Raw genomic sequence first — 24,175 nt, 5'->3', positions numbered from 1 at the left:
GTGCCAGAACAGGTGCAGGAAGTCGCCGCCCGGGGTCTCCTCGAGGTAGAGCCCGAAGTTCTTCAGGTCGGACTTGTTCGGCGGGATGCTGCCGGTGACAGGCGAGGGCACCGGGGTGTCCTCCTTGGATCCCTGGCCGAACGAGTCGTCGCCGGTGCCGGACTCGGCGTCCGGCTGCACGACGTAGTCCACCGAGGCCCAGTCGTCCCATCCGACGTTGTCGACCACGAGGTTCGCGTCGGAGTCGATCTCGAAGTTGCTGCCGTCGAGGCTGATGATGCCCGGCGGGTTGACCGCCTGCGCCGGACCGCCGATCATCACGGTGCTCACGAGCGCGAGGAAGCCCACTCCTGCGGCCCCTCGTAGACATCGTCTCCGGAAGGCCGCGCGCTGCTCGGGTGTCCGGATTCGGGTTGTGTGGGGCATCATCGCCTCCGGTGTCGCAGTTTCGTCCGGTCCGGGCGGGCCGGACGTCCCCTGCGGGCGAGCGGGCAGGATCGGGCTCCTGTCATCGGCGCGTCCGCCGACGTGGGTAGGTCGTCGCGGGCGTGCGTCGCGCCGTAGTGGTCCTTGGGTACGCCAGTCCGCACGATACTCCGGCAGCGGTGCGCCCGGAACCGGTACTGAGCAATGCTCATATCCCCAGAACAGGGGTCGATCCGCGCTCGCCGTGGCCGCGGGCGCGGGCGTGGCAGCATGGGTCCATGACCACCGGAGCGCCCAGGCCCAGCGCCGCCCACGTCCTCCGCACGAGCTTCGTGACCGAGGAGTCGGTCTACGGCGTCATCCTCGTCTCGGGCATGATCGTCGTCGCGGCCGGCCACGGCGAGAGCTCGTGGCAGGTGTTCTGGACGGTCCTCATCACGGTGCTGGTGTTCTGGGCCGCGCACGTCTACGCCGGCACGGTCGCCCACCACGGGTTCGACGACGGCCGGATGGTCGGCCTCGGCGAGGCCTTCCGCGGCGCGCTCCGACGCTCGTTCGGCATGCTCGTCGCGGCGCTCATCCCGTCGGCGATCCTGCTGCTCGGCGCGACGCGCGCGATCCCGGACACCCTGGCCAACTGGACCGCCCTCTGGACGGGCGTGGTCGTGCTCGCGGTCCTCGGCTTCATCGCCTTCCGCCGGCGCGGCGCGAGCGTGCTCATGCAGGTGATCGGCGCACTCGGCACGGCGGCCTTCGGCGTCGCGATGATCGTGCTCAAGGCGCTCGTGCACTGACGACGGATGCCGCGCCGCGGCGTGTCGCGGGACCATGGACCCCTGCGCGGGCGGGCCCCTCGATATCGTCGGCTGCGAAGCCGACCCCGGGGGAGTGGATCGCACATGAGCGATGCGACGGACACCGACGACGACCTGCGCGCCCGCATCGCCGAGCTCGAGGCCGAGAACGAACGCCTCCGCGCCGACGTCGCCGAGACGCGCGACCTGTCGGCCGACGTCGCGGCAGTCGCGACCGCGCCGCCGAAGCGGCGTCGGGGGCGCACCGTCGCCGCCGTCGTCCTCGTCGTGCTCGGACTGCTGCTCGCGCCGGTCGCGGTCGTGAGCGCGTGGGCCCGCGCCGAGCTCGTCGACACCGACCGGTTCGTCTCGACGTTCGGTCCGCTCGCCGACGACCCCGAGGTGCAGGCGTTCATCGCCGACGAGGTCACCGTCGCGATCGAAGAGCAGGTCGACATCCCGCAGCTGACGTCGGACGTGTTCGACGGCATCCGCGCCCTCGACCTGCCGCCCCGCGCGGAGGACGCCCTCGGGCTGCTCGAGGCGCCCGCCGCGCAGGGCCTCAGCTCCCTGCTCTCGTCGACGGTCGACCGGGTCATCGCCTCGGACGCGTTCGCGGACGTCTGGCGCGCGTCGCTCACCGCCACGCACCGACAGTTCACCGCCGCGCTCCAGGGCGATCCCGATGCCGCGCTGGCGATCGGCGGCGACGGCACGCTGTCGATCCAGCTCGGGCCGATCATCCAGGCGGTCAAGGACCGCCTGACCGAGCAGGGGGTGGGCTTCGCGGCCGCGATCCCCGTGATCGACCGCAGCGTGCAGATCGCGCAGTCCGACTCGCTCGTCCTCGTGCAGACGATCTACGCGCTCGCGGTCGCCGCCGGCACGTGGCTGCCGTGGGTGGTCCTCGCCCTCCTGGCCGCGGGCGTGCTCGTCGCGAAGCGACGCAGCGTCGCGCTCGTCTGGACCGCGGTCGGGCTGGCGCTCACGATGCTCCTGACCCTCGCCGGCTTCGGCACGGGCCGCCTCTTCTTCGTCGGCACGGTGAGCCCGTCGATCATGCCGAAGGGTGCGGCGGAGTCGCTGTTCGCGGGCCTGACGCAGCTCATGGTGTCGTCGATCACCGCGCTCACGGTGCTCGCGATCGCCGTCGCGCTCATCGCCTGGCTCTCCGGTCCGTCTGCGCCCGCCCGGCGCGTGCGCGGTTTCGCGGACGACGGCTTCGGCGCGGTGCGCTCGAGCGCCGCGTCGCACGGCATCAGCACCGGTCGCTTCGGCGCCGGCCTGCACCGCTGGCGGGTCGTCGCGTACGCCGCGATCGCCGTGATCGCGTCCCTCGTACTGCTCGCGAGCCGGCCGCTGAGTGCGTCGACCGTGCTCTGGACGGTCGTGATCGCCCTCCTGGCCGTGCTCGTCGTCGAGCTGGTCCGGCGACCGGAGGAGGTGCCCGCGCCCTCGGAGACGGACGCGGCGGCCGACGCGGCCGCGGACGCCGGGCATCCGGCCGAGCCCGCACGTCCTGTCGGCTGAGCGCGCACGGCCGGGTTAGGCTCGCGTGCGATGAGACGCACGACGATCGCCCTCCTGGCCGCGCTCGAGGCCACGGTCGCCGCCCTCGTCGGCTACGGCCTCGCGCTGGTCCCGCTCATGCTGCTCTGGGCCGTGCACTTCGGGCTCGCCGTGCCCGTCGACGCGTTCTTCCGCGCCGCGGCCGACGCCTGGCTCCTCGGCCACGGCGTCGACCTCGTCGTGCACCTCGACGCCGCCACCGCGTCGGTGGTCGGCATGGCGGGCGCCGACGAGCCGTTCACGATCGGCATGGCCCTCCTCGGCTTCGCCGCGCTGACCTTCGCGTTCGGCCTCCGGATCGGGCGCCGGGCGACCGCGAGCGGCACCCCCATCGTCGGCGCCGTCTCGGCGGTCCTCGTCACGGCCCTGCTCGGCACCGCGTGCGCGCTGCTCGCGTCGTCGCCCGTCGCGATGCCGGTGGTCTGGCAGGCCGCGGTGCTGCCGGGCGCGATCATCGCCGCCGGCGTGCTCGCGGGCGTGATGGTCTCGTTCGGGCGGCGCGGCTGGGCGACGGATGTCACGACGAGCGCCGTGCGCGAGCGCCTGGACACGGTGCCGTTCGTCGCGAGCGCCGGGGTGCGTTCGGCGATCCGGGTCGGCGTCGGCTCGGCGCTCGGCGTGATCGCCGTCGCCGCGGTCCTCGTCGCGGTGCGCATCGTGCTCGACCATCCGACGATCATCGGGCTCTACCAGACGCTCGGCGCCGGCGTCGACGGTGGCATCGCGATCACGCTCGCCGAACTGCTGCTCCTGCCGAACGTCGTCGTCTGGACCGCGTCGTGGATGCTCGGGCCCGGCTTCGCGCTGGGCACGGGCACCATCGTCTCGCCGAGCGTCACCCTCATCGGACCGGTGCCGGGACTGCCGCTGCTCGGCGGGCTGCCCGCGGAGGGGGCGCCGCTCGGCGTCCTCTGGCTGGCGCTGCCGGTGCTGCTCGGCTTCCTCGGCGCGGCGCTCGTGGCGCGGTCGAAGCCGGAGCGGGACGACGAGCCGTGGTGGGCCACGCTCGCGGTCGGTGCGGGCTCCGGCGTCGTCGCGGGCCTCGTGCTCGGCGTGATGGCGGCCGCGTCGGCCGGTGCGGCCGGCCCGGGACGCCTCGCGGACGTCGGGCCGGACGCCCTGCTCGTGGCCGGGGTCGCTGCGGCGAGCGTCGGGGTCGGTGCGATCGCCGGCGCGTTCGCCGCACGTTCCCGCTCGCGGCACGGACGCCCCGATGAGGAGGAGCCGCCGCCGAACGACCCGTGGTGGCGCGACGCCCGCGCCGACGGCGAGGATCGACCGGCGGAGGACCCCGACGCCACCGTGGAGCTCGACGGCATCACGCGCGGGCGGCGCTGACGCAGCGCCCCGCTCGCGTGCGCGGACCGGAGCGTGTCATCCGCTCGTCCGCGCGACGGGTACCCTCATAGGGTGCTGAAGCTCGTCGTGCTGATCTCGGGCACGGGATCGAACCTCCGCGCGCTGCTCGAGGCGTCCGAGGACGCCGAGTTCCCCGCCCGCGTCGTCGCCATCGGCGCCGACCGGGACTGCGAGGGGCTGGCGCTCGGCGAGGAGTTCGGGATCCCCGCGTTCACCGTGCCCTACACCGCCTACGACTCCCGCGAGGAGTGGGGCGACGCCCTGATCGCGCAGGTCCGCGCGTGGGGCGCCGACCTCGTCATCCTGTCGGGTCTCATGCGGCTCGTGCCGCCCGCGGTCGTCGACGCGTTCAGTCCGTTCCTCGTCAACACGCACCCCGCGTACCTGCCCGAGTTCCCGGGCGCGCACGGCGTGCGCGACGCGCTCGCCGCCGGCGTCACCGAGACCGGGGCCAGCCTCATCGTCGTCGACAACTCGGTCGACGGCGGGCCGATCATCGCCCAGGAGCGCGTGCCGGTGCTCCGCGGCGACACCGAGACCACCCTCCACGACCGCATCAAGCCCGTCGAGCGGCGCCTGCTCATCCAGGCCGTGCTCGACATCGCCAACTCGCACCTCGACCTGAAGGAGCTCGCCGCATCATGAGCGGAGCCACGATCGACCCGGCCCTCTACCGTGAGCGCGACCTCGTCCCCGTCCGCCGCGCCCTCATCGCCGTGAGCGACAAGACCGGGGTCGTCGAACTCGCCACCGCGCTCGTCGACGCCGGCGTCGAGATCATCTCGACGGGCGGCACCTCGAAGGCCATCGCCGACGCGGGCCTGCCCGTCACCCAGGTGGCCGACGTCACCGGCTACCCCGAGCACCTCGACGGGCGCGTGCGCACCCTCCACCCCGCCGTGCACTCCGGGCTGCTCGCCGACCTCCGGCTCGAGCACCACGAGCGGGAGCTCGCCGAGCTCGCCATCGCGCCGTACGAGCTCGTGGTCGTGAACCTCTACCCGTTCGTCGAGACCGTCGCGTCGGGTGCCGAGCCCGACGCCATCGTCGAGCAGATCGACATCGGCGGACCCGCGATGGTGCGCGCGTCGGCGAAGAACCACGCGAACGTCGCCGTGGTCGTCTCGCCCGAGCGCTACGACGAGGTCGTCTCGGCGGTGCGCGCGGGCGGCACCACGCTCGTGCAGCGCCGCGCGCTCGCGCGCGAGGCGTTCCGCCACACCGCCACCTACGACATCGCCGTCGCGTCGTGGATCGGCAACGCGATCGCGCCGGACCAGGCCGCCGAGGAGTCGCCGTTCCCCGCGTGGGTCGGCGCGGCGTGGACCAAGGACGCCGACCTCCGCTACGGCGAGAACTCGCACCAGCAGGCGGCCCGCTACTCGGCCGTCGGCGGCCGCCCGGGCATCGCCCAGGCCCGGCAGCTCCACGGCAAGGAGATGTCGTACAACAACTACGTCGATGCGGATGCCGCGGTGCGGGCCGCCTACGACTTCGCGGCCCCGGCCGTGGCGATCATCAAGCACGCCAACCCGTGCGGCATCGCGGTCGCCGCCGTCGGTGCGGCCGACCCGATCGCGGACGCCCACCGCCGTGCCCACGAGTGCGACCCGGTGTCGGCCTTCGGCGGCGTCATCGCGGCGAACCGCCCCGTGACGCGCGAGATGGCCGAGACGGTCTCCGGCATCTTCACCGAGGTACTCGTCGCGCCGGGCTTCGAGCCCGAGGCGGTCGAGATCCTCACGCAGAAGAAGAACATCCGCCTGCTCGAGCTGCCCGACGGCTTCGAGCCGCCCGTCACCGAGATCCGGCAGGTCTCCGGCGGGCTGCTTCTGCAGCAGGCCGACCGCTCGTTCGCGCCGGCCTCGGAGTGGACGCTCGCCGCAGGCGAGGCCGCCGGCGAGGCGACGCTCGCCGACCTCGAGTTCGCGTGGCGGGCCTGCCGCGCGGTGAAGTCGAACGCGATCCTGCTCGCCTCGGGCGGGGCGTCGGTGGGTGTCGGCATGGGCCAGGTGAACCGCGTCGACTCGTGCAAGCTGGCGGTCGAGCGCGCGGGCGACCGCGCCGCGGGCTCGGTCGCGGCATCCGACGCGTTCTTCCCCTTCGCCGACGGCCTGCAGATCCTGCTCGACGCGGGCGTCACGGCCGTCGTCCAGCCGGGCGGGTCGGTGCGCGACGAGGAGGTCATCGCGGCCGCGAAGGCCGCCGGCGTGACCATGTACTTCACCGGCGAGCGGCACTTCTTCCACTGATCGGATCCGGCCCGCCGGGCGGCGGCCGCGGCGGCGCCGCGGGGGCGGTGCGCGGCGGTACCCTTGAGGTGAGGGCGCCCACGAAGCGCCCGCACAGCCACGCCCACAAGGCGATGAACAAGGAGAACCGATCGATGTCGATCACCCACGCCCCGGCCCCCTCCCCGTCCCACGGGGTCCACGCCGCACTGCCCGTCGACGCCCCCGACCACGAACGCGTGCTCATCACGCGCGGTCCGCGCTCCGGGCTCACCATCATCGTCGCCGTCCACTCGACGGCCCTCGGCCAGGCCCTCGGCGGCGCCCGCGTCTGGCACTACGAGCACTGGACCGACGCGCTGGCCGACGCGCTGCGCCTGTCGCAGGCCATGACCCTCAAGAACGCCGCGGCCGGCCTCGCGCGCGGCGGCGGCAAGTCGGTCGTCTGCATCCCGGCGGGGGAGACGCTCGACGAGGCACGCCGGCACGACGCGATGCTCGACCTCGGCGACGCCGTCGAGTCGCTCGGCGGGGCGTACATGACCGCCGAGGACGTGGGCACGAGCGCCGAGCTCATGTCCGTCGTGCACGAGCGCACCGAGCACGTCTGCGGCCTGCCGGCCGACCAGGGCGGCGTCGGCGAGCCTGCGGATGCCACGGCCGCGGGCGTGCACGCCGGGATCCTCGCGACCCTCGAGCACGTGTTCGGGTCGCGCGAGGTCGCCGGCCGCCACTTCGTGGTCGCCGGCCTCGGCCAGGTGGGCGGGCGCCTCGCGCGCGCGCTCGCCGCGGGCGGCGCCCGCCTCACCGTCGCCGACGTCCACGAGGGCAAGCGCGCCCTCGCCGACGAGCTCGGCGCCGAGTGGGTCTCGCCGGCCGACGCGCACCGCGTCGAGGCCGACGTGTTCGTGCCGTGCGGCCTCGGCGGCGTGCTGACGCCCGAGGTCGTCGAGGAACTCCGCGTCCGCGCCGTCGTCGGCGCCGCCAACAACCAGCTCGCCGAGCGCGACGTGGCCCGGATGCTGCGCCAGCGGGGCATCGTGTGGGCGCCGGACTTCGTGGTGAACGCGGGCGGCGTCGTCTACCTCGACCTCGCGGCGGCGCCGGGCATCGGCCAGGACGAGCTCGACCGCCGCATCGCCGGCATCGGCGACGTGGTCGGCGCCGTCCTGCGGGACGCCGACGCCGCGGGCATCACGACCCTCGAGGCCGCCGAGCGGCTCGCCGTGGCACGCCTCGACGCCGCACGCTGAGCACCCGCGTTGCGGGGCGATGCCGGTCGCCCCGCAACCCGGCGCGACCCCGTTCGCCCGGCCGATAGGCTCATGGCCATGACGCCCCCTGCGACCCAGCCTCCCGCCGTGCCCGCCCCCAGTCCCGCGCAGGCCACCGTGGCCCGTCGCTCGATCGCGGCGCTGGCGTCGGCGGGCTCGGTCGCCCTCGTCGCCTTCGGGGCGGGCGTGCTCGCGAACCTCGTCTCGCGCGACCAGAACCCGGCGGTGCTCGGCCAGATCGTCCCCTACTTCGCCCTCGCGGCGCTCGTGCTCCTCGGCCTGCTCGCGATCGGCAACGCCGTCGGCGCGCTGCGCGCGTGGTTCCTCGCGCTGCCGGTCGGGCTCACGTCCGCCGTGCTCGCGACGCTCCTCGCCGCGAGCGTGAACGTTGCCGCGAGCGGCGTGCAGGTGACGGGCCAGGTCTTCTCGCTCGTGCTCTCGAGCCTGCTCGGGCTGAACCTGGTCTTCATCGTGGCGGCCGTCCTGGCCGAGGTGTTCCTCGCACCACGGGTGTCGCGCGCGGTGCTCCAGCACCGTCCGCGACGCACCACGCGTCGCGTCGCGCTCGTGCGCATCCCCGCGTCGAACCTCGACGAGGCCGAGCTCACGCACGTCGATCGCCGTCCCGTCGACCAGGCCCGGGCCGACGAGCAGTGGGACGACTACTGCGCCGCCCTCGTCGCGGAGGGCTGGGAGACCGTCGAGGTCGACGCGGCGCCCGACCTGCCCGACTCGGTCTTCATCGAGGACACCGTCGCCTTCTTCGGCGACACGGCGGTGCTCACGAACCCCGGCGCCGAGTCGCGGCGACCCGAGCTCGACGCGGTCGAGCGTGCCGTCCGCGCACTGCCGGGCGTCTCGGTGGCCCGCATCGCGGCGCCCGGCACACTCGACGGCGGCGACGTGCTCAAGGTCGGCTCGACCGTGTACGTGGGCGCCTCGTCGCGGACGAACCCCGAGGGAATCCGCCAGCTCCGCGGCATCCTCTCGCCGCTCGGCTACACCGTCGTCGCGGTGCCGATGACCCGGGCGCTGCACCTCAAGAGCGCGGCCACCGCGCTGCCCGACGGTACGGTCATCGGCCATCCCGACCTGCTCGAGACCACGACGCTGTTCCCGCGCTTCCTCGCGGTGCCGGAGCCCGAGGGCGTGGCCGTCGTGGTGCTCACGGACGAGACCCTGCTCATGTCGGCCTCCGCCCCGCGCACGGCCGAGCTGCTCTCGGGCCTCGGCTACCGGGTCGTCACGGTCGACGTCAGCGAGTTCGAGAAGCTCGAGGGCTGCGTCACCTGCCTGTCGGTGCGGGTGCGCTGACGCCGGGCGCCGCGTCGGCGACCCGGCCGTCGGTGCGGCGGCCGACGCATCGGCCGCGCCGGGAAGAATCCGCTCTTGCGTGATCGACGCCGAGGGGCATAGCCTGAAGGGCTGGCCGCTCGGGGACCCATCCGGCGGCCATCGGGTTCGTGACCACGACGTAGGAGGACGACATGAAGAACACCGGCATTCCCGCCCGCACGGTCGCGGCGTTCGGTGCGCTCGTCCCGACGTACGCCGCCCCCGCCACGGCCTCCCGGCACTAGCGCCGCAGGCCGTCCAGCCGGCGGGTCGCCGGCACTCTCCCGCGGGGCCGATGCCCCGCCGTCCGCGCGCTACTGCGCGCTGCCATTTCGCGTATCCCTACGACGAGTCCGCACGTTCGCGACCCGTCGCGCTCTCCCGGAAGGAACCGGCGTGACCGCCACCCATCCCACCCTCCACCCGCCTCAACCGGCGCGCCTCGGCACCGTGCGCGCGCTCATGCGCCTGCGCGCATACGTCGGTCCGGCCATGGCCGCCATCGTCGCGAGCATGGCGGCGTACCTCGTCGCCCAGCTCATCGCGCTGGCCATCCCGCAGGTCCTCGAGTCGATCGTCGACGGACCCCTGGCCGACGGCGACCGCGCCGCGGTCGTGCCGCTGTCGCTGCTCGTGCTCGCGCTCGGCGCCGGCGAGGCCGCCATGTTCGCACTGCGCCGCTGGCTCGTCATAGGCCCGACCACGCGCGTCGAGGCCCGCATGCGCGACGCGCTGTACGCGAAGCTGCAGGACCTCCCGGTGAGCTTCCACGACCGCTGGCCGAGCGGGCAGCTGCTCTCGCGCGCCGTCAGCGACCTCGGCCTCATCCGCCGATGGCTGGCCTTCGGCCTCGTGCTGCTCGTGATGAACCTCGTCGTGATCGTCGTCGGCGCGGCCATCCTGATCTCGATGAGCTGGATGCTCGGGCTCATCTACCTCGCCTGCTCGATCCCGCTCTGGATCGTCGGCTACCGCTTCGAGGGGCGGTACTCCGAGGTCTCGCGCCGCAGCCAGGACCAGTCCGGCGACCTCGCGACCGCCGTCGAGGAGTCCGTGCACGGCATCCGCGTGCTCAAGGCGTTCGGTCGCGGCAAGCACGCGCTGACCTCCTTCCGCGCCCGGGCGGAGGAGCTGCGCTCGACCGAGATCGAGAAGGCCCGGCTCGATGCCTCGATCTGGGTGTGGATCCTCGTGGTCCCGGCGGTCGCGCTCGCCGTCTGCCTCGTGCTCGGCGTCGTGCTCGCGTCGCAGGGCGAGCTCACGGTCGGACAGCTCGTGGCGTTCTTCGCGACGGCCGCGGTGCTCGCGTGGCCGATCGAGTCCATCGGCTTCCTGCTGGCGTTCTCGCTCGACGCGCGGACGGCGACCGACCGGTACTTCGACATCATGGACACCGAGAACGAGGTCACCGATCCGGGGCAGCCGGTCCGCGTCGAGCGGCCCCGCGGCGAACTCGCGTTCCGCGACGTCCGCTTCCGCTACCAGGACTCGCCCGAGCGGTTCGGCGACCTGCTCGACGGCATCGAGCTCGTGCTCGAGCCCGGTGAGACGATGGCGCTCGTCGGCCTCACGGGGTCCGGCAAGACCACGATGACCGCACTCGCGACGCGCCTGTACGACGTGACGGCGGGCTCGGTCGAGCTCGACGGCGTCGACGTCCGCGCGCTCAGCCGCGAGGAGCTGCGTCGCCACATCGCGATGGCGTTCGAGGACGCGACCCTGTTCTCGGCGTCCGTCCGCGACAACGTGCTGCTCGGTCGTCCCGAGCTCACGGGTGACGCGGCATCGGACCCGGCGGTCGCCGCGGAGGCGGAGCGCGTGCTCGAGGAGGCGCTGCGCATCGCGCAGGCCGGGTTCGCGTACGGACTGCCCGACGGCGTCGACACGAAGGTCGGCGAAGAGGGCATGAGCCTCTCCGGCGGCCAGCGGCAGCGGCTCGCGCTCGCGCGCGCCGTGGCGGCCGATCCCGCCGTGCTCGTGCTCGACGACCCGCTCTCGGCCCTCGACGTGGCGACCGAGGCGAATGTCGAGGCCGAGCTGCGCACCGTGCTCGCGAGCACGACGGCCCTGATCGTCGCGCACCGTCCGTCGACGGTCATGCTCGCCGACCGGGTGGCCCTCCTCGAGGACGGGCGCATCACCGCGGTCGGCACCCACTCCGAGCTCCTGCGGGAGTCGGAGCACTACCGCTTCGTCATCTCGAGCCTCGAGGACGAGCAACGACGCGTCCGCGCGGACGCGTCCGACCTGATCGAGGACGAGCTGACGGCCCCGGTCGAGACGAAGGAGGCGATCCGATGAGCACCGTGACCGGAGTGCAGGGCGAGGAGCGCGAGGAGTACACGAAGGCGGAGTCGCGGTGGATCCGCGCGCGCAGCCTCCGGCTGCTCGGCTCCCTGCTGCAGCCGCTGCGGGCGCAGCTCTGGCTGACGATGGCGGTCATCGTCGTCTCGACCGGTGCGCAGGTCGCGGGCCCCGCGATCATCGCGTACGGCATCGACCAGGGACTGCCGGCGCTCATGCGGCAGGACTGGATGCCGATCGGGCTCGCCGGCCTCGCGTACCTGGTGACCGGTGCGGTCGGAGCGTTCCTGATCGCCTGGTACATCCGCCTCGCGGCGCGAGTGAGCCAGTCGGTGCTCATCGAGCTGCGCACGCGGGTGTTCCTGCACACGCAGAAGCTCTCGCTCGAGTTCCACGAGTCGTACACCTCGGGCCGGATCATCTCGCGCCAGACGAGCGACCTCGACGCCATCCGCGAGCTCATGGACGAGGGCATCAACCAGCTCGTCCGGGGCGTGCTGTACATGCTGTTCACGGCGATCGCGCTGGTCTGGCTGGACTGGCTGTCCGGCCTCCTGCTGCTCGTCACCCTGCTGCCCCTGGCGGTGCTCACGCGCTGGTTCCAGGTGCGCTCGCAGCGGCTGTTCCGGCGGTCGCGCGTGGCGAGCGCGAAGCTGATCGTGCAGTTCGTCGAGACGATGACCGGCATCCGCGCGGTGCAGGCGTTCCGGACCGAGCGGCGCAACGAGCGCGTGTTCGGCGACCTCGTCGAGGACTACCGCGACGTCAACGCCAAGGCGCTCGGGCTCTTCGCGGTGTACAACCCGGCGCTCAACTTCATGGGCTACGTCGCGGTCGCCGCGGTGCTGCTCGTGGGCGGGTTCCGCGCCGTCGACGGGGCCATCGAGGTCGGCGTGCTGCTCGCGGCCGTGCTCTACACCAAGCGGTTCTTCGACCCGATGGAGGAGCTGGCCATGTTCTACAACTCCTACCAGTCCGCGGCGTCGGCGCTGGAGAAGATCTCGGGCGTCCTCGAGGAACAGCCGAGCGTACCCGACCCGGCCGACCCGGTCGACCTGTGGACGGCCGACGGCCGCGTGCGGTTCGAGGGCGTGGAGTTCGCGTACACGGCGGATCGCGTCGTGCTGCCCCGGTTCGACCTCGACGTCCCCGCGGGCCAGACCGTCGCGCTCGTCGGGTCGACGGGTGCGGGCAAGTCGACGCTCGCGAAGCTGATCTCGCGGTTCTACGACCCGAGCGACGGGGTGGTGGAGCTCGACGGGGTCGACCTGCGCCGGATGCACCCGAAGGACCTGCGCCGCGCGATCGTCATGGTCACGCAGGAGGCCTACCTCTTCTCCGGCTCGGTCGCCGACAACATCGCCCTCGGCAAGCCGGAGGCGTCGTTCGAGGAGATCGTCGCCGCCGCGCAGGCGGTCGGCGCGCACGAGTTCATCGAGGGACTGCCGAACGGCTACGACACCGACGTGAACAAGCGCGGCGGGCGCGTGTCGGCGGGCCAGCGCCAGCTGATCTCGTTCGCGCGCGCGTTCCTGGCCGACCCGGCGGTGCTCATCCTCGACGAGGCCACGAGCTCGCTCGACATCCCGAGCGAGCGGCTGGTGCAGGAGGGCCTGCAGACGCTGCTCGCCGACCGCACCGCGGTGATCATCGCGCACCGGCTCTCGACGGTCGCCATCGCGGACCGCGTGCTCGTCATGGAGCACGGCCGCATCGTCGAGGACGGCTCGCCCGACGAGCTCATCGGTGGCACCGGCCGGTTCGCCGCGCTGCACGCCGCCTGGCGGGACTCGCTGGTCTAGGGGGGCGGGGCGGATGCCGCGGGCGCGCGCTCGCGGCATCCGCCCCCTGTTGCGCCCGGGCCCGCCGGGACGCGGCGTCAGGCGCGCGGCGCCCGGGTGACGCCGTCGTCCATCGCCGGCACCCGGCGGACGAGGTCCGGCATCCACCAGACGACGTTGGCCCAGACGATGACGAAGACGGTCGCGGCGATCGTGTCGGCCAGGAGCGGGGCGATGCCCCGTGTCGCGACGGCGGCGCCGGCATGCGCGAGCCAGCCCGCCGCCACCGACAGCGCCGTCACCGTGACCCAGTTCACGGCGTTCACACGCTCGAACCATCGCGGCCGGTCCGGGCACGGGGTGTTCCGGTCCGGCCGGTAGACGATCCTGAGCCAGTCGACGGTCAGCGCGATCGTGACGGCGGCGGCACCGGCGGAGAGCACGGCGCGGTTCCACGTGTTCGGCACCTCGGGCGAGCCGCCGGTGGACTCGATGACGAACTGCACCATGGGCAGCACGCCGCCGAGCAGGCCGAAGGTCGCGATCATCAGCACCGCGCGGGCGCGCCGATGCGGCACCGGTGCGCGCGACGACGCCGACGCGAGCCGGACGGCGATCATCGTGAGCGTGACCGTGACGCCCAGGCAGAGGACCATGAGCAGGAAGTTGCTGCCCATGATCGCGATCATGAACGGGAAGACGCTGGCCAGCGCGACGCCCGTCATGACGCGGACCGGGAGGAGCGCCCGGGACCGCGCCGCCTCCGCGTTCGCGCGGAGCGGTCCGGACAGCTCGTCGGCGACGCGCGTCCAGGCACGCAACCGGGTCGTCACCTGCGCGATGATCACGCCGAAGGCGATGAGGCCCGAGATGGCCGCCACGATGATCCAGGTCGTGGACTGGAGCGTCAGGTCGTCCCAGGTGAGCAGCCACGCGACCGCGGCGACGAAGCCGGAGATCAGCGCCAGGCGCGGCGGGTCGGCGATGGTCGGCAGTGGGACGAGCAGCGGCCGCACGAACGCGAGCGCGATCCACGACAGCACGCGCGTCGCGGTCCGGATCGGCTGCACCGCGACGCGGTCGACCAGGCGGAGCGCACGCGACGCGATCGCGAACCGGTACGTCGGACGGAGGTTGGCGATGGTGTCGGTGCCCGCGCGCATCCGTGCCCGCCGGGCGTCGCCCGGGTCCTCACCCGCCGCGTCGTCCTCGGGCATCCGCTGCGTCGGATCCGTGGCGACGGGCGCCTCGGCGGGTTCGAGCGGGGAGAGCCCCTCGTCGGCGAGATCGATCGCGTCCGACTCCGCCAGCACCGCGTCCTGGAGTCGATGCGTCGTGGCATCCGTTCCGGTCGAGCCCGGCGTGATCGAGGCGAAGAAGCGCGTGATGCCGCCGGCGGCGTCGAGTCGCCCCCACCACCAGTCGTTGACCCGCCACTCCCGCGAGAGGAAGCCGAGGAAGTTGCCGATCCCGTAGCCGGCGAGCTTCGAGCCCCGATCGAGCGCCGAGGTGGCTGTCGGCCCGCTCAGCAGCTCCGCCGCGTCCTTCGGGGTCGTGCCCGGCGTGCGGAGCACGCGACCGAGCATCGCGTACCACCGGTCGAGGACCAGCGTCCGGTACGCGCGCGGGTTCACCGGCGGCTCGTCGACGCCGATCGCCCAGTAGCGCACGTTCGACAGTGCCGGCGGGATGCCGGCCGAGTGGTAGAGCGGAGGGAGGTCGGCGGCAGCGAGGATCGGCGCGGCGGCGAGCGGACGCCAGGGGGAGGTCTCCCACTCCGGCGACGACGGCCGGCTCCCGTCGGCGAGTTCTCGCTCGATGGTGACGCTGGCGATGCGGAGGCGCGCGACGGCCCGGTCGAGGTTGTCCCAGAGCTCCCGGAGCCGCCAGCGGCGGTCCTCGGCGAGCCAGCTCGCGACCCAGGCCCCGAGCTCCGTCGTCGAGGGGGCCCCGTCGTGCTCCGTCGCGAAGCGGTCGGACCGCTCGAGCACCTCGGCCGTGGCGCGGTCGCGACCGTCGATCGCCGCGGTGAGTGCGTCGTAGGCGGCGGTGCGGACGGTCGCGAAGTCGGGGCCCTGCCGGGACGACGTCCGAGCCGGCATCGCCTCCAGCGCGCGGGTCCAGCCGAGCACGCAGTTCGCGGCGTCGGCCAGTGCCAGCGAGGAGCGGGCGAGGCGATCCCGATGCTGGGATGGGAGCGCGTCGACCACCCGGCCCGCGGCGTCGTCCAGCCCGGTGAGCCGGAGGAGCGGGATCGGGCGGAACCGGCGACGGCGTGCGAGCGACGAGTGCAACTGCCACAGGCTCGGGGCGGCGATGGTCTCCGCGAGGTGGTCGGCCAGTTCCGCGCCGAGCGCCGCGAGGTACGCCTCGCGTCGGGGGCCGGCGCCGGCGGGGTCGGCGAGCGCACTCCGCACGATCGGAGCCGAGCTGCGGAACCTCGCCGCGGCGACCTGCTGGTCGGTGTTGAAGCGCTCGAGCTCGGCGACCTCGCGGGCCACGGACTCCCGGCGGAGCTGGCGGTCGTACATCGCCTTGATCGCGCTGAAGAAGCGTCCGGCGTGGGGGTTCCAGATCCCGCCGCCGATCGGCGGGTCCGGCTCCGGGTCGAGGAAGAGCATGACCCGGTCGGCGCGCCTCGTCGAGGTCCTGGAGCGTGCGGCGCGGAGGGCTCGCTCGATCGGCACGTTGTCGAACACCGCGCCGTCGACGATGCGGTACGGGTGCGACGCGTCCTCGCGGTGGGCGGCGAACGCGAAGCGCATCCCGGGCCCGGGGCGGTCGTCGCCGTCGTCGGTGTCGTCCCCGCCGTCGATCGAGCGGATCAGGGCGGGCTCGAACCCGCCGGGCAGCGACGACGTCGAACGCGCGGCGAGCGCGAGCCGGGAGAGCCCCACGAGGTCCTGCCGCCGCTCCTCCCACGCCTCGCGGACGTCCTCGTCCGCTGCCGCCTCCCGCCGTTCGACGGCGCGCCCCACCGGGTCCAGCCGGTCCGGTGCGCACGGGTCGGCGCCGAGCTCGATGAGTTCGCGCCCGTCCGCCCGACGACGACGGGCGGGGATGCGATTGCCGGACGGCTGGTCGTCGTCGCCGACGAACCGGAAGTGGCCGCGCCCCTCGTTCGCGTCGATCTCGTACTCGTCCGACGCATCGATGACCGTGGCCGAGAGGTCCACGGCGGCGTACTCGGTCACGAGGTCGCCGTGGCGGTCGTCGTCGTCGTAGATGCCGACGAGCGCGTCGAAGACGTTCTTCCGGAAGTAGTCCTCACCGCGCATGAGCGCGAGGATGCCCTTCGCGCCGGGCGGGTGCAGCAGGCCCCAGAATCCGCCGACCCGGCCCCACGTGCGGAGCAGGCCGCCGAGCCCGGTGCCCGCCCGCTGCGCCACCGCGTACATGACGGCGTTCAGGCCGCCCGCGCTCGCTCCGGCCAGCAGGTCGAACTCCACGCGGTCGAACCCCGCCGCGTCGAGCATCTCGGCGTAGGCCTGCAGGCGGATCCGCACCGGTTCGGTCAGCGGTGTCCCGGGCGTCTCGGGGACCAGGGCGAGCGTCGTGGGGCCGTCGTCGTAGAGGCGGATGCGGCGGAGGAGATCGAGCTCCGCGACCGCTCCGCCGATCCACACGGCGAGGCTCACGCCGCCGCGCATCGCGAGCGCGACCCTGAGGGTCTTGTTGAAGGACGCCGTCGCGCCGGGATGCCGGGCGAGCACCGATTCGACGGTCTCGTCGGGCCCGACCACGACGACGTGGACGGGTCGGGCGGGGGCGGCGCCGACGCCCGTGCTCGGGTCGGATGCCGCGGACGATCCGGTTCGGATCATGACGCTCCTCGGATGGTCGGCGCGGGCCGGCGCCACGGGGCCGCGCGGGGCGGGCAGGGGGTGCGCGGGCCTGGGTACAGCGTGGCACGCCGGGGGACGGCCGCGCACGGGACTGTCCCCACAACGGGGTCCCCCACCGCATCGACGCGACGCGATACCCTCGCCGTAGGCGGCGCTTGGACGTCGGGGGCTCACGCACGCCTTCGATCGGAGGTGCCTTGATGGTTGAGCTCGCACAGGACCGGCCGCTGCGCGTGGCCATCGCGGACGACGCGATGCTGCTCCGCGAGGGGATCGCGAAGGTGCTCGAGGAGGGCGGCATCGAGGTCGTCGCGTCGGTCGGCACGGCCGACGAGCTCCTCGCCGTGCTCGGCGACACCGAGGCCGATGCCGCGGTGCTCGACATCCGCATGCCGCCCAGCTACCGGGACGAGGGCATCGTGGCGCTCGAGCGCATCCGCGAGCGCGGCGACGACCTCGGCGTGCTGCTGCTGTCGATGTACGCGACGCCGGAGTACGCGCTGCGCGTCATGGGCGCGGGCAGCGGCACCGGCTACCTGCTGAAGGAGCGGGTGTCCGAGCCCAAGACCCTGGTGCGCGCGGTGCAGACCGTGGCGGCCGGCGGCTCGGTCGTCGACCCCGAGGTCGTGGAGCAGCTCGTCAAGCGCACGCGCGCGGACGATCCGCTCGCCCGGCTCACCGAGCGCGAGCGCTCGGTGCTCGAGCTCATGGCGCAGGGCTACTCGAACGGCGGCATCGCGCAGACGCTGTTCCTCGGGCTGAAGACCGTGGAGACCCATGTGCGCAGCATCCTGCAGAAGCTCGACCTCGAGGAGTCGCCCGAGCACCACCGCCGGGTGCTCGCGGTGCTCACGCTCCTGGGACAGCGGTGAGGTGACCGCGACGTGATGGCCCCGGGCCGACGCGGACGGATCGCGCGCCGCAGCGCGATCATCGCCACGGTCGTCGCGCTCAGCCTCTTCATGGAGGTGTCGGGCTACCTCGTCACCCCCGAGGCGCTGCGCCCTGAGCTGTCGTGGACGACGGTGCACGCGAGCGTGCCGCTCGTCTTCGCGGCGTGCGCGGGCGTCGCCTGGGCGATCGGGCCGAACCCCGTGCCTGCGCGGCTCATGATCATCTTCGTCCTGTTCTGGATCCCGCAGTCGTTCTACCCGGTCGTCGAGCAGCTCGGCTGGCTGTGGCCGGTCCTCCGCGGGGTCGACCTCGGCTGGGCGGTCGTCGCCGGCATCCTGGTGCTCGTCTACCCCCGCGGCGGCCTCGGCGGGCGGTTCGACCGGTTCATCGCCGCGACGGCGCTGACGGCGACGGTCGTGAACTTCTTCACGGTCCTCGCGCTCGCGGGGACCGACTCGGTGCCCTGCGCCTGCGTGCCGAACCCGTACCGCATCGCCGAGGCGCCGGCGGTCTTCGCGGTCGTCGACATCGGCTACCGCGTCGTGGGCGTGGGCCTCGCGATCGCGATCGCCGTGCGCCTGCTGCTGCGGTGGGTGCGCGGCAGCGTGCCCGCGCGCACCGTCGCGTTCCTCATGCCGGTCGCCCTGCTGGCCTGGGTGAGCACGCTCGCCGCCCAGATGGTGCGCTACGCGACCGGTTCCCCGGCGAACCTCGCGCTCGAGACCGTGTCGCTCGTGGCCATGGCGTCGGTGCCCGTGTGCTTCGTCGCCGGCGTCTCGCACGCCCGCAACATGCGCGCCCGGGTCGCCGATCTCATGCGCATCACGCGCGAGGGCGCCGACCGGGGAATCTGGGCGGAGTCGCTGGCGCGCACGCTGCGCGACGACTCGGTGAAGGTCTACTGGTGGGAGGAGGAACGCGGACGCTACGTGGACGCGTCGGGGCAGCCGATCGACTCCGCCGAGGCGGGTCGCGGGCACAGCATTCTGCCCGTCGCCTCGCCCTCCGGGCTGCCGATCGCGCTCATCCGGCACGACCGGGTGCTCACCGACAACATGCGCCTGCTCGACGGGGTCTCGAGCGCGCTCCGGCTCTCGGTCGACAACGGGCGCCTGCGCTCGGAGATCGAGCGCACGCTCGAGCAGGTGCGCCAGTCGCGCCAGCGCATCGTCGAGGCGGGCGACGAGGCGCGCCGGCGGATCGAGCGCGACCTGCACGACGGCGCGCAGCAGCAGCTCGTGTCGCTCGGCATGCACCTGCGGCTGGCGGCCAACACGGCCCGCCAGGGCGGGCAGGAGGAGCTCGCGGATGCGCTCGACCGATCGATCGACGCGCTGAACCAGGGCCTGAAGGAGCTGCGCGAGCTCGCGCACGGCATCCATCCGAGCCTGCTCTCGCAGGGCGGGCTCGCCCTCGCCCTGCCCGAGATCGCGGGCCGCTGCCCCGTGCCCGTCGAGGTCGGAGTGCAGCCCGAGGGTCGCCTGCCCGAGCTGATCGAGTCGACCGCGTACTTCGCCGTCGCCGAGTCGCTCGCGAACGTCGCGAAGCACTCGCAGGCGACCCGGGCGTGGGTGCGCGCCTACGTCGACGGCGACGAGCTCGTGCTCGTGGTCCGCGACAACAGCGTCGGCGGGGCGTCGCTCGACCGCGGCACCGGCATGCTCGGGATCGTGGACCGGGTCGACGCGGTCGGGGGCACGGTCGAGCTCGACAGCCCGCGTGGCGAGGGCACCACGGTGACGGTGCGGATGCCGGCGCAGCTCGAGGCGTCGCCCGACCTGCCGGTCTCCGGCGCCGGCCTGCTCGTCGCGGCGGAGCCGGAGGCGGCCGCACCCGACTCGGCCGCCGAACCGGGGCCGACGACCTCGGTCGCCCCGGGCGTGATCGGCACGCCGGTCGACCACTGACGGCGGCCGCGCGCGTCGCGTCGCGCCGTGCTCAGCCGCGCCGCCGGCAGGCGGCGAGGTCGATGCGGTAGCCGTCCTCGTCGTCCGCGGCGCGGATCGGGACGCCCTCCGCCTCGTAGTGCCCGCGCGCAGCCTCGGCGTGGCCGGCGGGCGGGCGGCCGTCGGCGCGGACCACGCGCCACCAGGGCACCGTGCCGCCGTAGCGCGCCATGACCTGCCCGACGGCGCGGGCGCCGCGCGAGCCGAGGGTCGCGGCGACGTCACCGTACGTCATCACCGTGCCGGGCGGGATGTCGGCGACGACGGCGAGCACGGCGTCGACGAACCCGTCGCCCTGGCGTGGCATCCGTCGTCGGCCGTCGCGGGTCAGCTGTGGAGTTCGAGCGCCCCGATGACGTCGCCGTACTGGGTCTCGCCGACGTCGCGGAAGCCGATCCGGTGGAAGAACTCGCCGGGGCCGCCCTCACCCGGCTCCCACAGCACCGTGATGCGGTCGAACCCGCGTCGCTCGGCCTCCTCGGCCAGGGCGTGCGCGAGGAATCGGCCGACACCCTTCCCCTGCGCCTCGGCGTCGACGTTGATGCGCCAGATGCAGGCCCGGAACTCCTCGTGCTCGTTCTCGGGGTCGAAGTTGCCGTGGATGAAGCCGACGACCTTGTCGTCGCTCCGGGCGACGCGCTGCCATGCGGTCGCGGGGTTCACGACCGACGACTCGGCCGCGTACGTGACGGGGGCGATGAACTGCTCCTGACCGGGCTTCAGCGACAGGGTGTTCGCCGCGACGATGTTCGTCGCGTTCAGTTCTTCGAGTCGCAGATCAGCCATGCACCGCAGCCTAACCGGATGCGGTGTCGCGCGGGTAACCCCATGCAGGCGGATGCGGTCCGCTCCGAGCGCTCCCGGCGGCGCCACGGAACGGCATCGATCTCTCGATGTCGAGATATTCCGGCGACGCGGTAAGCTGGTCGACGGCGTGTCCGGACACCCCCGAGACTTCCTCGCTTCCCAAGCAATCCCACGAGATCCCAAGGAGACCGCCCCTTGTCGAAGATCAAGGTCGAAGGTACCGTCGTCGAACTCGACGGCGACGAGATGACCCGCATCATCTGGCAGGCCATCAAGGACCAGCTCATCCACCCGTACCTCGACGTGAACCTCGAGTACTACGACCTCTCCATCCAGAAGCGCGACGAGACCGACGACCAGATCACGGTCGACGCGGCGAACGCGATCAAGCAGCACGGCGTCGGCGTCAAGTGCGCGACGATCACGCCCGACGAGGCGCGCGTCGAGGAGTTCGGCCTGAAGAAGATGTGGCGGTCGCCGAACGGCACCATCCGCAACATCCTCGGCGGCGTCATCTTCCGCGAGCCGATCATCATCTCGAACATCCCGCGGCTCGTCCCCGGCTGGAACAAGCCGATCATCGTCGGCCGCCACGCGTTCGGCGACCAGTACCGCGCCACGGACTTCAAGTTCGAGGGCGCCGGCACGCTCACGATGACCTTCACCCCGCAGGACGGCTCCGAGCCGCAGCAGTTCGAGGTCTTCCAGGCCCCGGGCTCGGGCATCGCGATGGGCATGTACAACCTCGACGCGTCGATCCGCGACTTCGCCCGCGCGTCGCTGAACTACGGCCTCGACCGCAACTACCCGGTCTACCTCTCGACGAAGAACACGATCCTGAAGGCCTACGACGGCCGCTTCAAGGACATCTTCCAGGAGGTCTTCGACACCGAGTTCAAGGAGAAGTTCGAGGCCGCCGGCATCACCTACGAGCACCGCCTCATCGACGACATGGTCGCGGCGTCGCTCAAGTGGGAGGGCGGCTACGTCTGGGCGTGCAAGAACTACGACGGCGACGTGCAGTCCGACACCGTCGCGCAGGGCTTCGGCTCGCTCGGCCTCATGACCTCGGTGCTCACCACGCCCGACGGCGGCATCGTCGAGGCCGAGGCGGCGCACGGCACGGTCACGCGCCACTACCGCCAGCACCAGCAGGGCAAGCCCACCTCGACCAACCCGATCGCCTCGATCTTCGCCTGGACGCGCGGCCTCGCGCACCGCGGCAAGCTCGACGGCAACCAGGAGCTGATCGACTTCTCGCACACCCTGGAGGACGTCGTCATCAAGACGGTCGAGTCCGGCGCGATGACGAAGGACCTCGCGCTCCTCGTCGGCCCGGAGCAGGAGTGGCAGACCACCGAGCAGTTCCTCGACTCGATCGACGCGAACCTCAAGGCGCGCCTGGCCGCCTGAGCCTCGCGCTCGCACTTCGAAGGGCCGGATGCCTGGTGCATCCGGCCCTTCGCCGTGCCCGGGCGCGCGCCCGAGCGCCGTTGCCCGCCCGAGTGCCGTTGCTCGTTCGAGTGCCGTTGCTCGTTCGAGTGCCGTTTCTGCGGTGGAGTGCGTCCTGAATCCGCCCTCCACCGCAGAAACGGCACTTCGGCGAGGGCCGGGGCGAGCGGCCGCGCGGGATCGGGGAGGATGGAGGCATGGCCCGCGGCATCCGTCTCGTCCGTCAGTACCCCGTCGTCGCGCTCACGCTCGCGATCGGACTCGTCGGCATCGTGCTCGCGCTCGCGGGGCAGGGCTGGCTCGTCGCCTGGATCTTCAGCGGCTACGCGCTCGCCGTCGCCGCGTGGCAGGCGGTCGGCATGGTGCGCGACATCCTGCGCGGGCACTGGGGCCTCGACATCCTGGCCGTCACGGCGATCGTCGCGACGGTCGTCGTGGGGGAGTACGTCGCCGCCCTCATCGTCGTGCTCATGCTCACCGGCGGCGAGGCGCTCGAGGACTACGCGAACCGCCGCGCCAAGCGCGAGCTCGACGCCCTCCTGACACGCGCGCCGCAGCGCGCGCACCGCGTCGTCGACGACCACTTCGTGGACGTGCCCGTCGACGACGTGCGGCCCGGCGACGTGCTGCTCGTGCGCCCGAGCGAGATCGTGCCCGTCGACGGCACGCTCCGCTCCGACGAGGCCGCGGTCGACGAGTCGTCGATCACGGGCGAGAGCGTGCCGGTCGACAAGCAGTCCGGGGACGCACTGCTCTCGGGCTCGGTCAACGGGCTCTCCGCGATCGAGATCACGGCGACGGCCCGCGCGGCCGACAGCCAGTACCAGCAGATCGTCGCGCTGGTGTCGGAGGCGGCCGCGAGCAAGGCGCCGGTGGTGCGGCTCGCGGACCGGTACGCGGTGCCGTTCACGGTCTTCTCGCTCCTGCTCGCGGGCGTCGCGTGGTGGGTCTCGGGCGACCCGGTCCGGTTCGCCGAGGTGCTCGTGCTGGCGACGCCGTGCCCGCTCCTCATCGCGGCCCCCGTCGCGTTCATCGGCGGCATGAGCCGCGCGGCCCGCAACGGCGTCATCGTGAAGGGCGGCGGCGTGCTCGAGCAGCTCGCCCGGGCCCGCACCGCGGTGTTCGACAAGACCGGCACGCTCACCCACGGCTCGCCCGAGCTCGTCGCGGTGCGACCCGAGCCCGGATTCGGCGACGACGAGCTGCTCGGACTCGTCGCGTCGGCCGAGCAGTACTCGTCGCACGTGCTCGCGGCCTCGATGATCGACGCCGCGACCGAGCGCGGCATCCCGCTCGCCGAGGCGGATGCCGCACGCGAGGCCGCGACCAACGGCGTCGTCGCCCGCATCGGCGGCCGCGAGGTCGTGGTCGGCAAGTACGCCTTCGTCGCCGAGCACGCCCCTGCCGCGCGCCGCACGGAGATCGCCCCCGGCGAGCTCGCGATCTACGTCGCCGTCGACGGCGCATACGCCGGTGCCCTGCTCGCCCGCGACCGGCTCCGCGGCAATGCGGCGGCGACGCTCCAGCGGCTCGACGAGCTCGGCGTGCACCACACGATGATGCTCACCGGCGACGCGCAGGCCACGGCCGACCACATCGCCGCCGAGCTCGGCATCGAGCGCGTCCGGGCCGAGTGCCTCCCGGCCGACAAGGTGCACGAGGTCGCCGAGGTCGCCGAGCGCCCGGTCGTCATGGTCGGCGACGGCGTGAACGACGCCCCCGTCCTCGCGGCGGCCGACGTCGGGATCGCGATGGGCGCGCGCGGTGCGACGGCGGCGAGCGAGTCGGCGGGGGCCGTGATCCTCGTCGACGACATCTCGAGGACTGCGAAGGCGGTCGAGATCGGCCGCGACACCGTGCGGATCGCCCTGCAGTCGATCTGGCTCGGCATCATCGTGAGCGTCGCGCTCATGCTCGTCGCGGCGTTCGGCCTCATCCCGGCGACCGCGGGCGCGCTCCTGCAGGAGCTCGTGGACCTCGCCACGATCCTGGCGGCGCTGCGGGCCATCGGCGGCCGTCGCGACGCACGGGCGGCCGAGGCGGCGGGGTCCGCGGCGGGGTCGGGCTCGTCGGTCGGGGCGGACGCCGCGCGGCGCTGAGTCCCGGCGCCGGTACCCCTCGGGAGCGCCCCGGGCGTCGCGCGTCCCGTCGCGTCGCG

17 protein-coding genes are annotated in these 24,175 nt (G+C 73.3%); 13 read left to right on the top strand and 4 right to left on the bottom strand.

All coding sequences use genetic code 11. The features are described 5' to 3' along the window. Positions 1-348 (bottom strand): hypothetical protein (locus tag ABD230_RS18965; protein WP_344378901.1); only part of this gene is annotated, 348 nt, incomplete at its 3' end. A 356-nt stretch (positions 349-704) separates the two neighbouring features. Here ABD230_RS18965 and ABD230_RS18960 point away from each other — a divergent pair. From ABD230_RS18960 to ABD230_RS18920, 9 genes are all read left to right on the top strand, one after another. Further along, positions 705-1,220 (top strand): hypothetical protein, encoded by a 516-nt coding sequence (locus ABD230_RS18960; protein ID WP_344378899.1) that lies wholly within the window; start codon positions 705-707, stop codon positions 1,218-1,220. 105 nt (positions 1,221-1,325) lie between these two features. Next, a complete protein-coding gene (locus ABD230_RS18955) occupies positions 1,326-2,750 on the top strand; it encodes a hypothetical protein (protein WP_344378894.1) in 1,425 nt (474 codons plus the stop codon). A gap of 30 nt (positions 2,751-2,780) precedes the next feature. Continuing rightward, complete coding sequence (locus ABD230_RS18950; protein WP_344378892.1) at positions 2,781-4,127, top strand: cell division protein PerM; 1,347 nt, start codon at positions 2,781-2,783, stop codon at positions 4,125-4,127. A gap of 72 nt (positions 4,128-4,199) precedes the next feature. Further along, the gene (gene purN / locus ABD230_RS18945) at positions 4,200-4,793 is read left to right on the top strand and encodes a phosphoribosylglycinamide formyltransferase (protein WP_344378890.1); all 594 of its coding nucleotides are present in this window, start codon (positions 4,200-4,202) and stop codon (positions 4,791-4,793) included. Further along, the gene (purH, locus tag ABD230_RS18940; RefSeq protein ID WP_344378887.1) at positions 4,790-6,400 is read left to right on the top strand and encodes a bifunctional phosphoribosylaminoimidazolecarboxamide formyltransferase/IMP cyclohydrolase; all 1,611 of its coding nucleotides are present in this window, start codon (positions 4,790-4,792) and stop codon (positions 6,398-6,400) included. Before purN ends, purH begins: the two co-directional genes overlap by 4 nt. A 134-nt stretch (positions 6,401-6,534) precedes the next feature. Further along, on the top strand, positions 6,535-7,632 hold the full coding sequence (locus ABD230_RS18935; RefSeq protein WP_344378883.1) for a Glu/Leu/Phe/Val dehydrogenase family protein: 1,098 nt from the start codon (positions 6,535-6,537) through the stop codon (positions 7,630-7,632). A gap of 78 nt (positions 7,633-7,710) precedes the next feature. Beyond that, entirely contained in the window at positions 7,711-8,967 is a 1,257-nt protein-coding gene (ddaH, locus tag ABD230_RS18930) for a dimethylargininase (RefSeq protein WP_344378880.1), read from the top strand. Between the two features lie 483 nt (positions 8,968-9,450). Next, positions 9,451-11,289 carry an ABC transporter ATP-binding protein gene (locus tag ABD230_RS18925; RefSeq protein WP_344378921.1) on the top strand — a complete coding sequence of 613 codons (1,839 nt, stop codon included), beginning with the start codon at positions 9,451-9,453 and terminating at the stop codon, positions 11,287-11,289. Then, positions 11,286-13,094 carry an ABC transporter ATP-binding protein gene (locus ABD230_RS18920; protein ID WP_344378878.1) on the top strand — a complete coding sequence of 603 codons (1,809 nt, stop codon included), beginning with the start codon at positions 11,286-11,288 and terminating at the stop codon, positions 13,092-13,094. The genes ABD230_RS18925 and ABD230_RS18920 overlap by 4 nt, the downstream gene beginning before the upstream one ends. Before the next feature lie 77 nt (positions 13,095-13,171). Here the strand turns inward: ABD230_RS18920 and ABD230_RS18915 are convergent, their stop codons facing one another. Further along, complete coding sequence (locus ABD230_RS18915; protein WP_344378876.1) at positions 13,172-16,897, bottom strand: DUF3376 domain-containing protein; 3,726 nt, start codon at positions 16,895-16,897, stop codon at positions 13,172-13,174. A 221-nt stretch (positions 16,898-17,118) separates the two neighbouring features. Between ABD230_RS18915 and ABD230_RS18910 the strand changes: the two genes are divergently transcribed. Then, complete coding sequence (locus ABD230_RS18910) at positions 17,119-17,790, top strand: response regulator (protein ID WP_344378874.1); 672 nt, start codon at positions 17,119-17,121, stop codon at positions 17,788-17,790. A 15-nt stretch (positions 17,791-17,805) separates the two neighbouring features. Next, the gene (locus ABD230_RS18905; RefSeq protein WP_344378918.1) at positions 17,806-19,719 is read left to right on the top strand and encodes a sensor histidine kinase; all 1,914 of its coding nucleotides are present in this window, start codon (positions 17,806-17,808) and stop codon (positions 19,717-19,719) included. A gap of 31 nt (positions 19,720-19,750) precedes the next feature. On the opposite strand, the gene ABD230_RS18900 is transcribed toward ABD230_RS18905, so the two are convergent. Both ABD230_RS18900 and ABD230_RS18895 read right to left on the bottom strand, forming a co-directional pair. Further along, positions 19,751-20,065, bottom strand: a complete 315-nt coding sequence (locus tag ABD230_RS18900; protein ID WP_344378872.1) for an MGMT family protein — start codon at positions 20,063-20,065, stop codon at positions 19,751-19,753. 20 nt (positions 20,066-20,085) lie between these two features. Beyond that, a complete protein-coding gene (locus tag ABD230_RS18895; protein WP_344378870.1) occupies positions 20,086-20,544 on the bottom strand; it encodes a GNAT family N-acetyltransferase in 459 nt (152 codons plus the stop codon). 216 nt (positions 20,545-20,760) lie between these two features. Between ABD230_RS18895 and ABD230_RS18890 the strand changes: the two genes are divergently transcribed. Continuing rightward, positions 20,761-21,978 (top strand): NADP-dependent isocitrate dehydrogenase, encoded by a 1,218-nt coding sequence (locus ABD230_RS18890; protein ID WP_344378867.1) that lies wholly within the window; start codon positions 20,761-20,763, stop codon positions 21,976-21,978. 236 nt (positions 21,979-22,214) lie between these two features. Next, on the top strand, positions 22,215-24,116 hold the full coding sequence (locus ABD230_RS18885) for a heavy metal translocating P-type ATPase (RefSeq protein WP_344378864.1): 1,902 nt from the start codon (positions 22,215-22,217) through the stop codon (positions 24,114-24,116). Positions 24,117-24,175: the final 59 nt, after the last annotated feature.

Source organism: Agromyces tropicus (assembly GCF_039531345.1).
In the GTDB taxonomy this organism is placed as follows: Bacteria; Actinomycetota; Actinomycetes; order Actinomycetales; family Microbacteriaceae; genus Agromyces; species Agromyces tropicus.
This window is presented reverse-complemented; position numbering and strand designations above follow the sequence as displayed.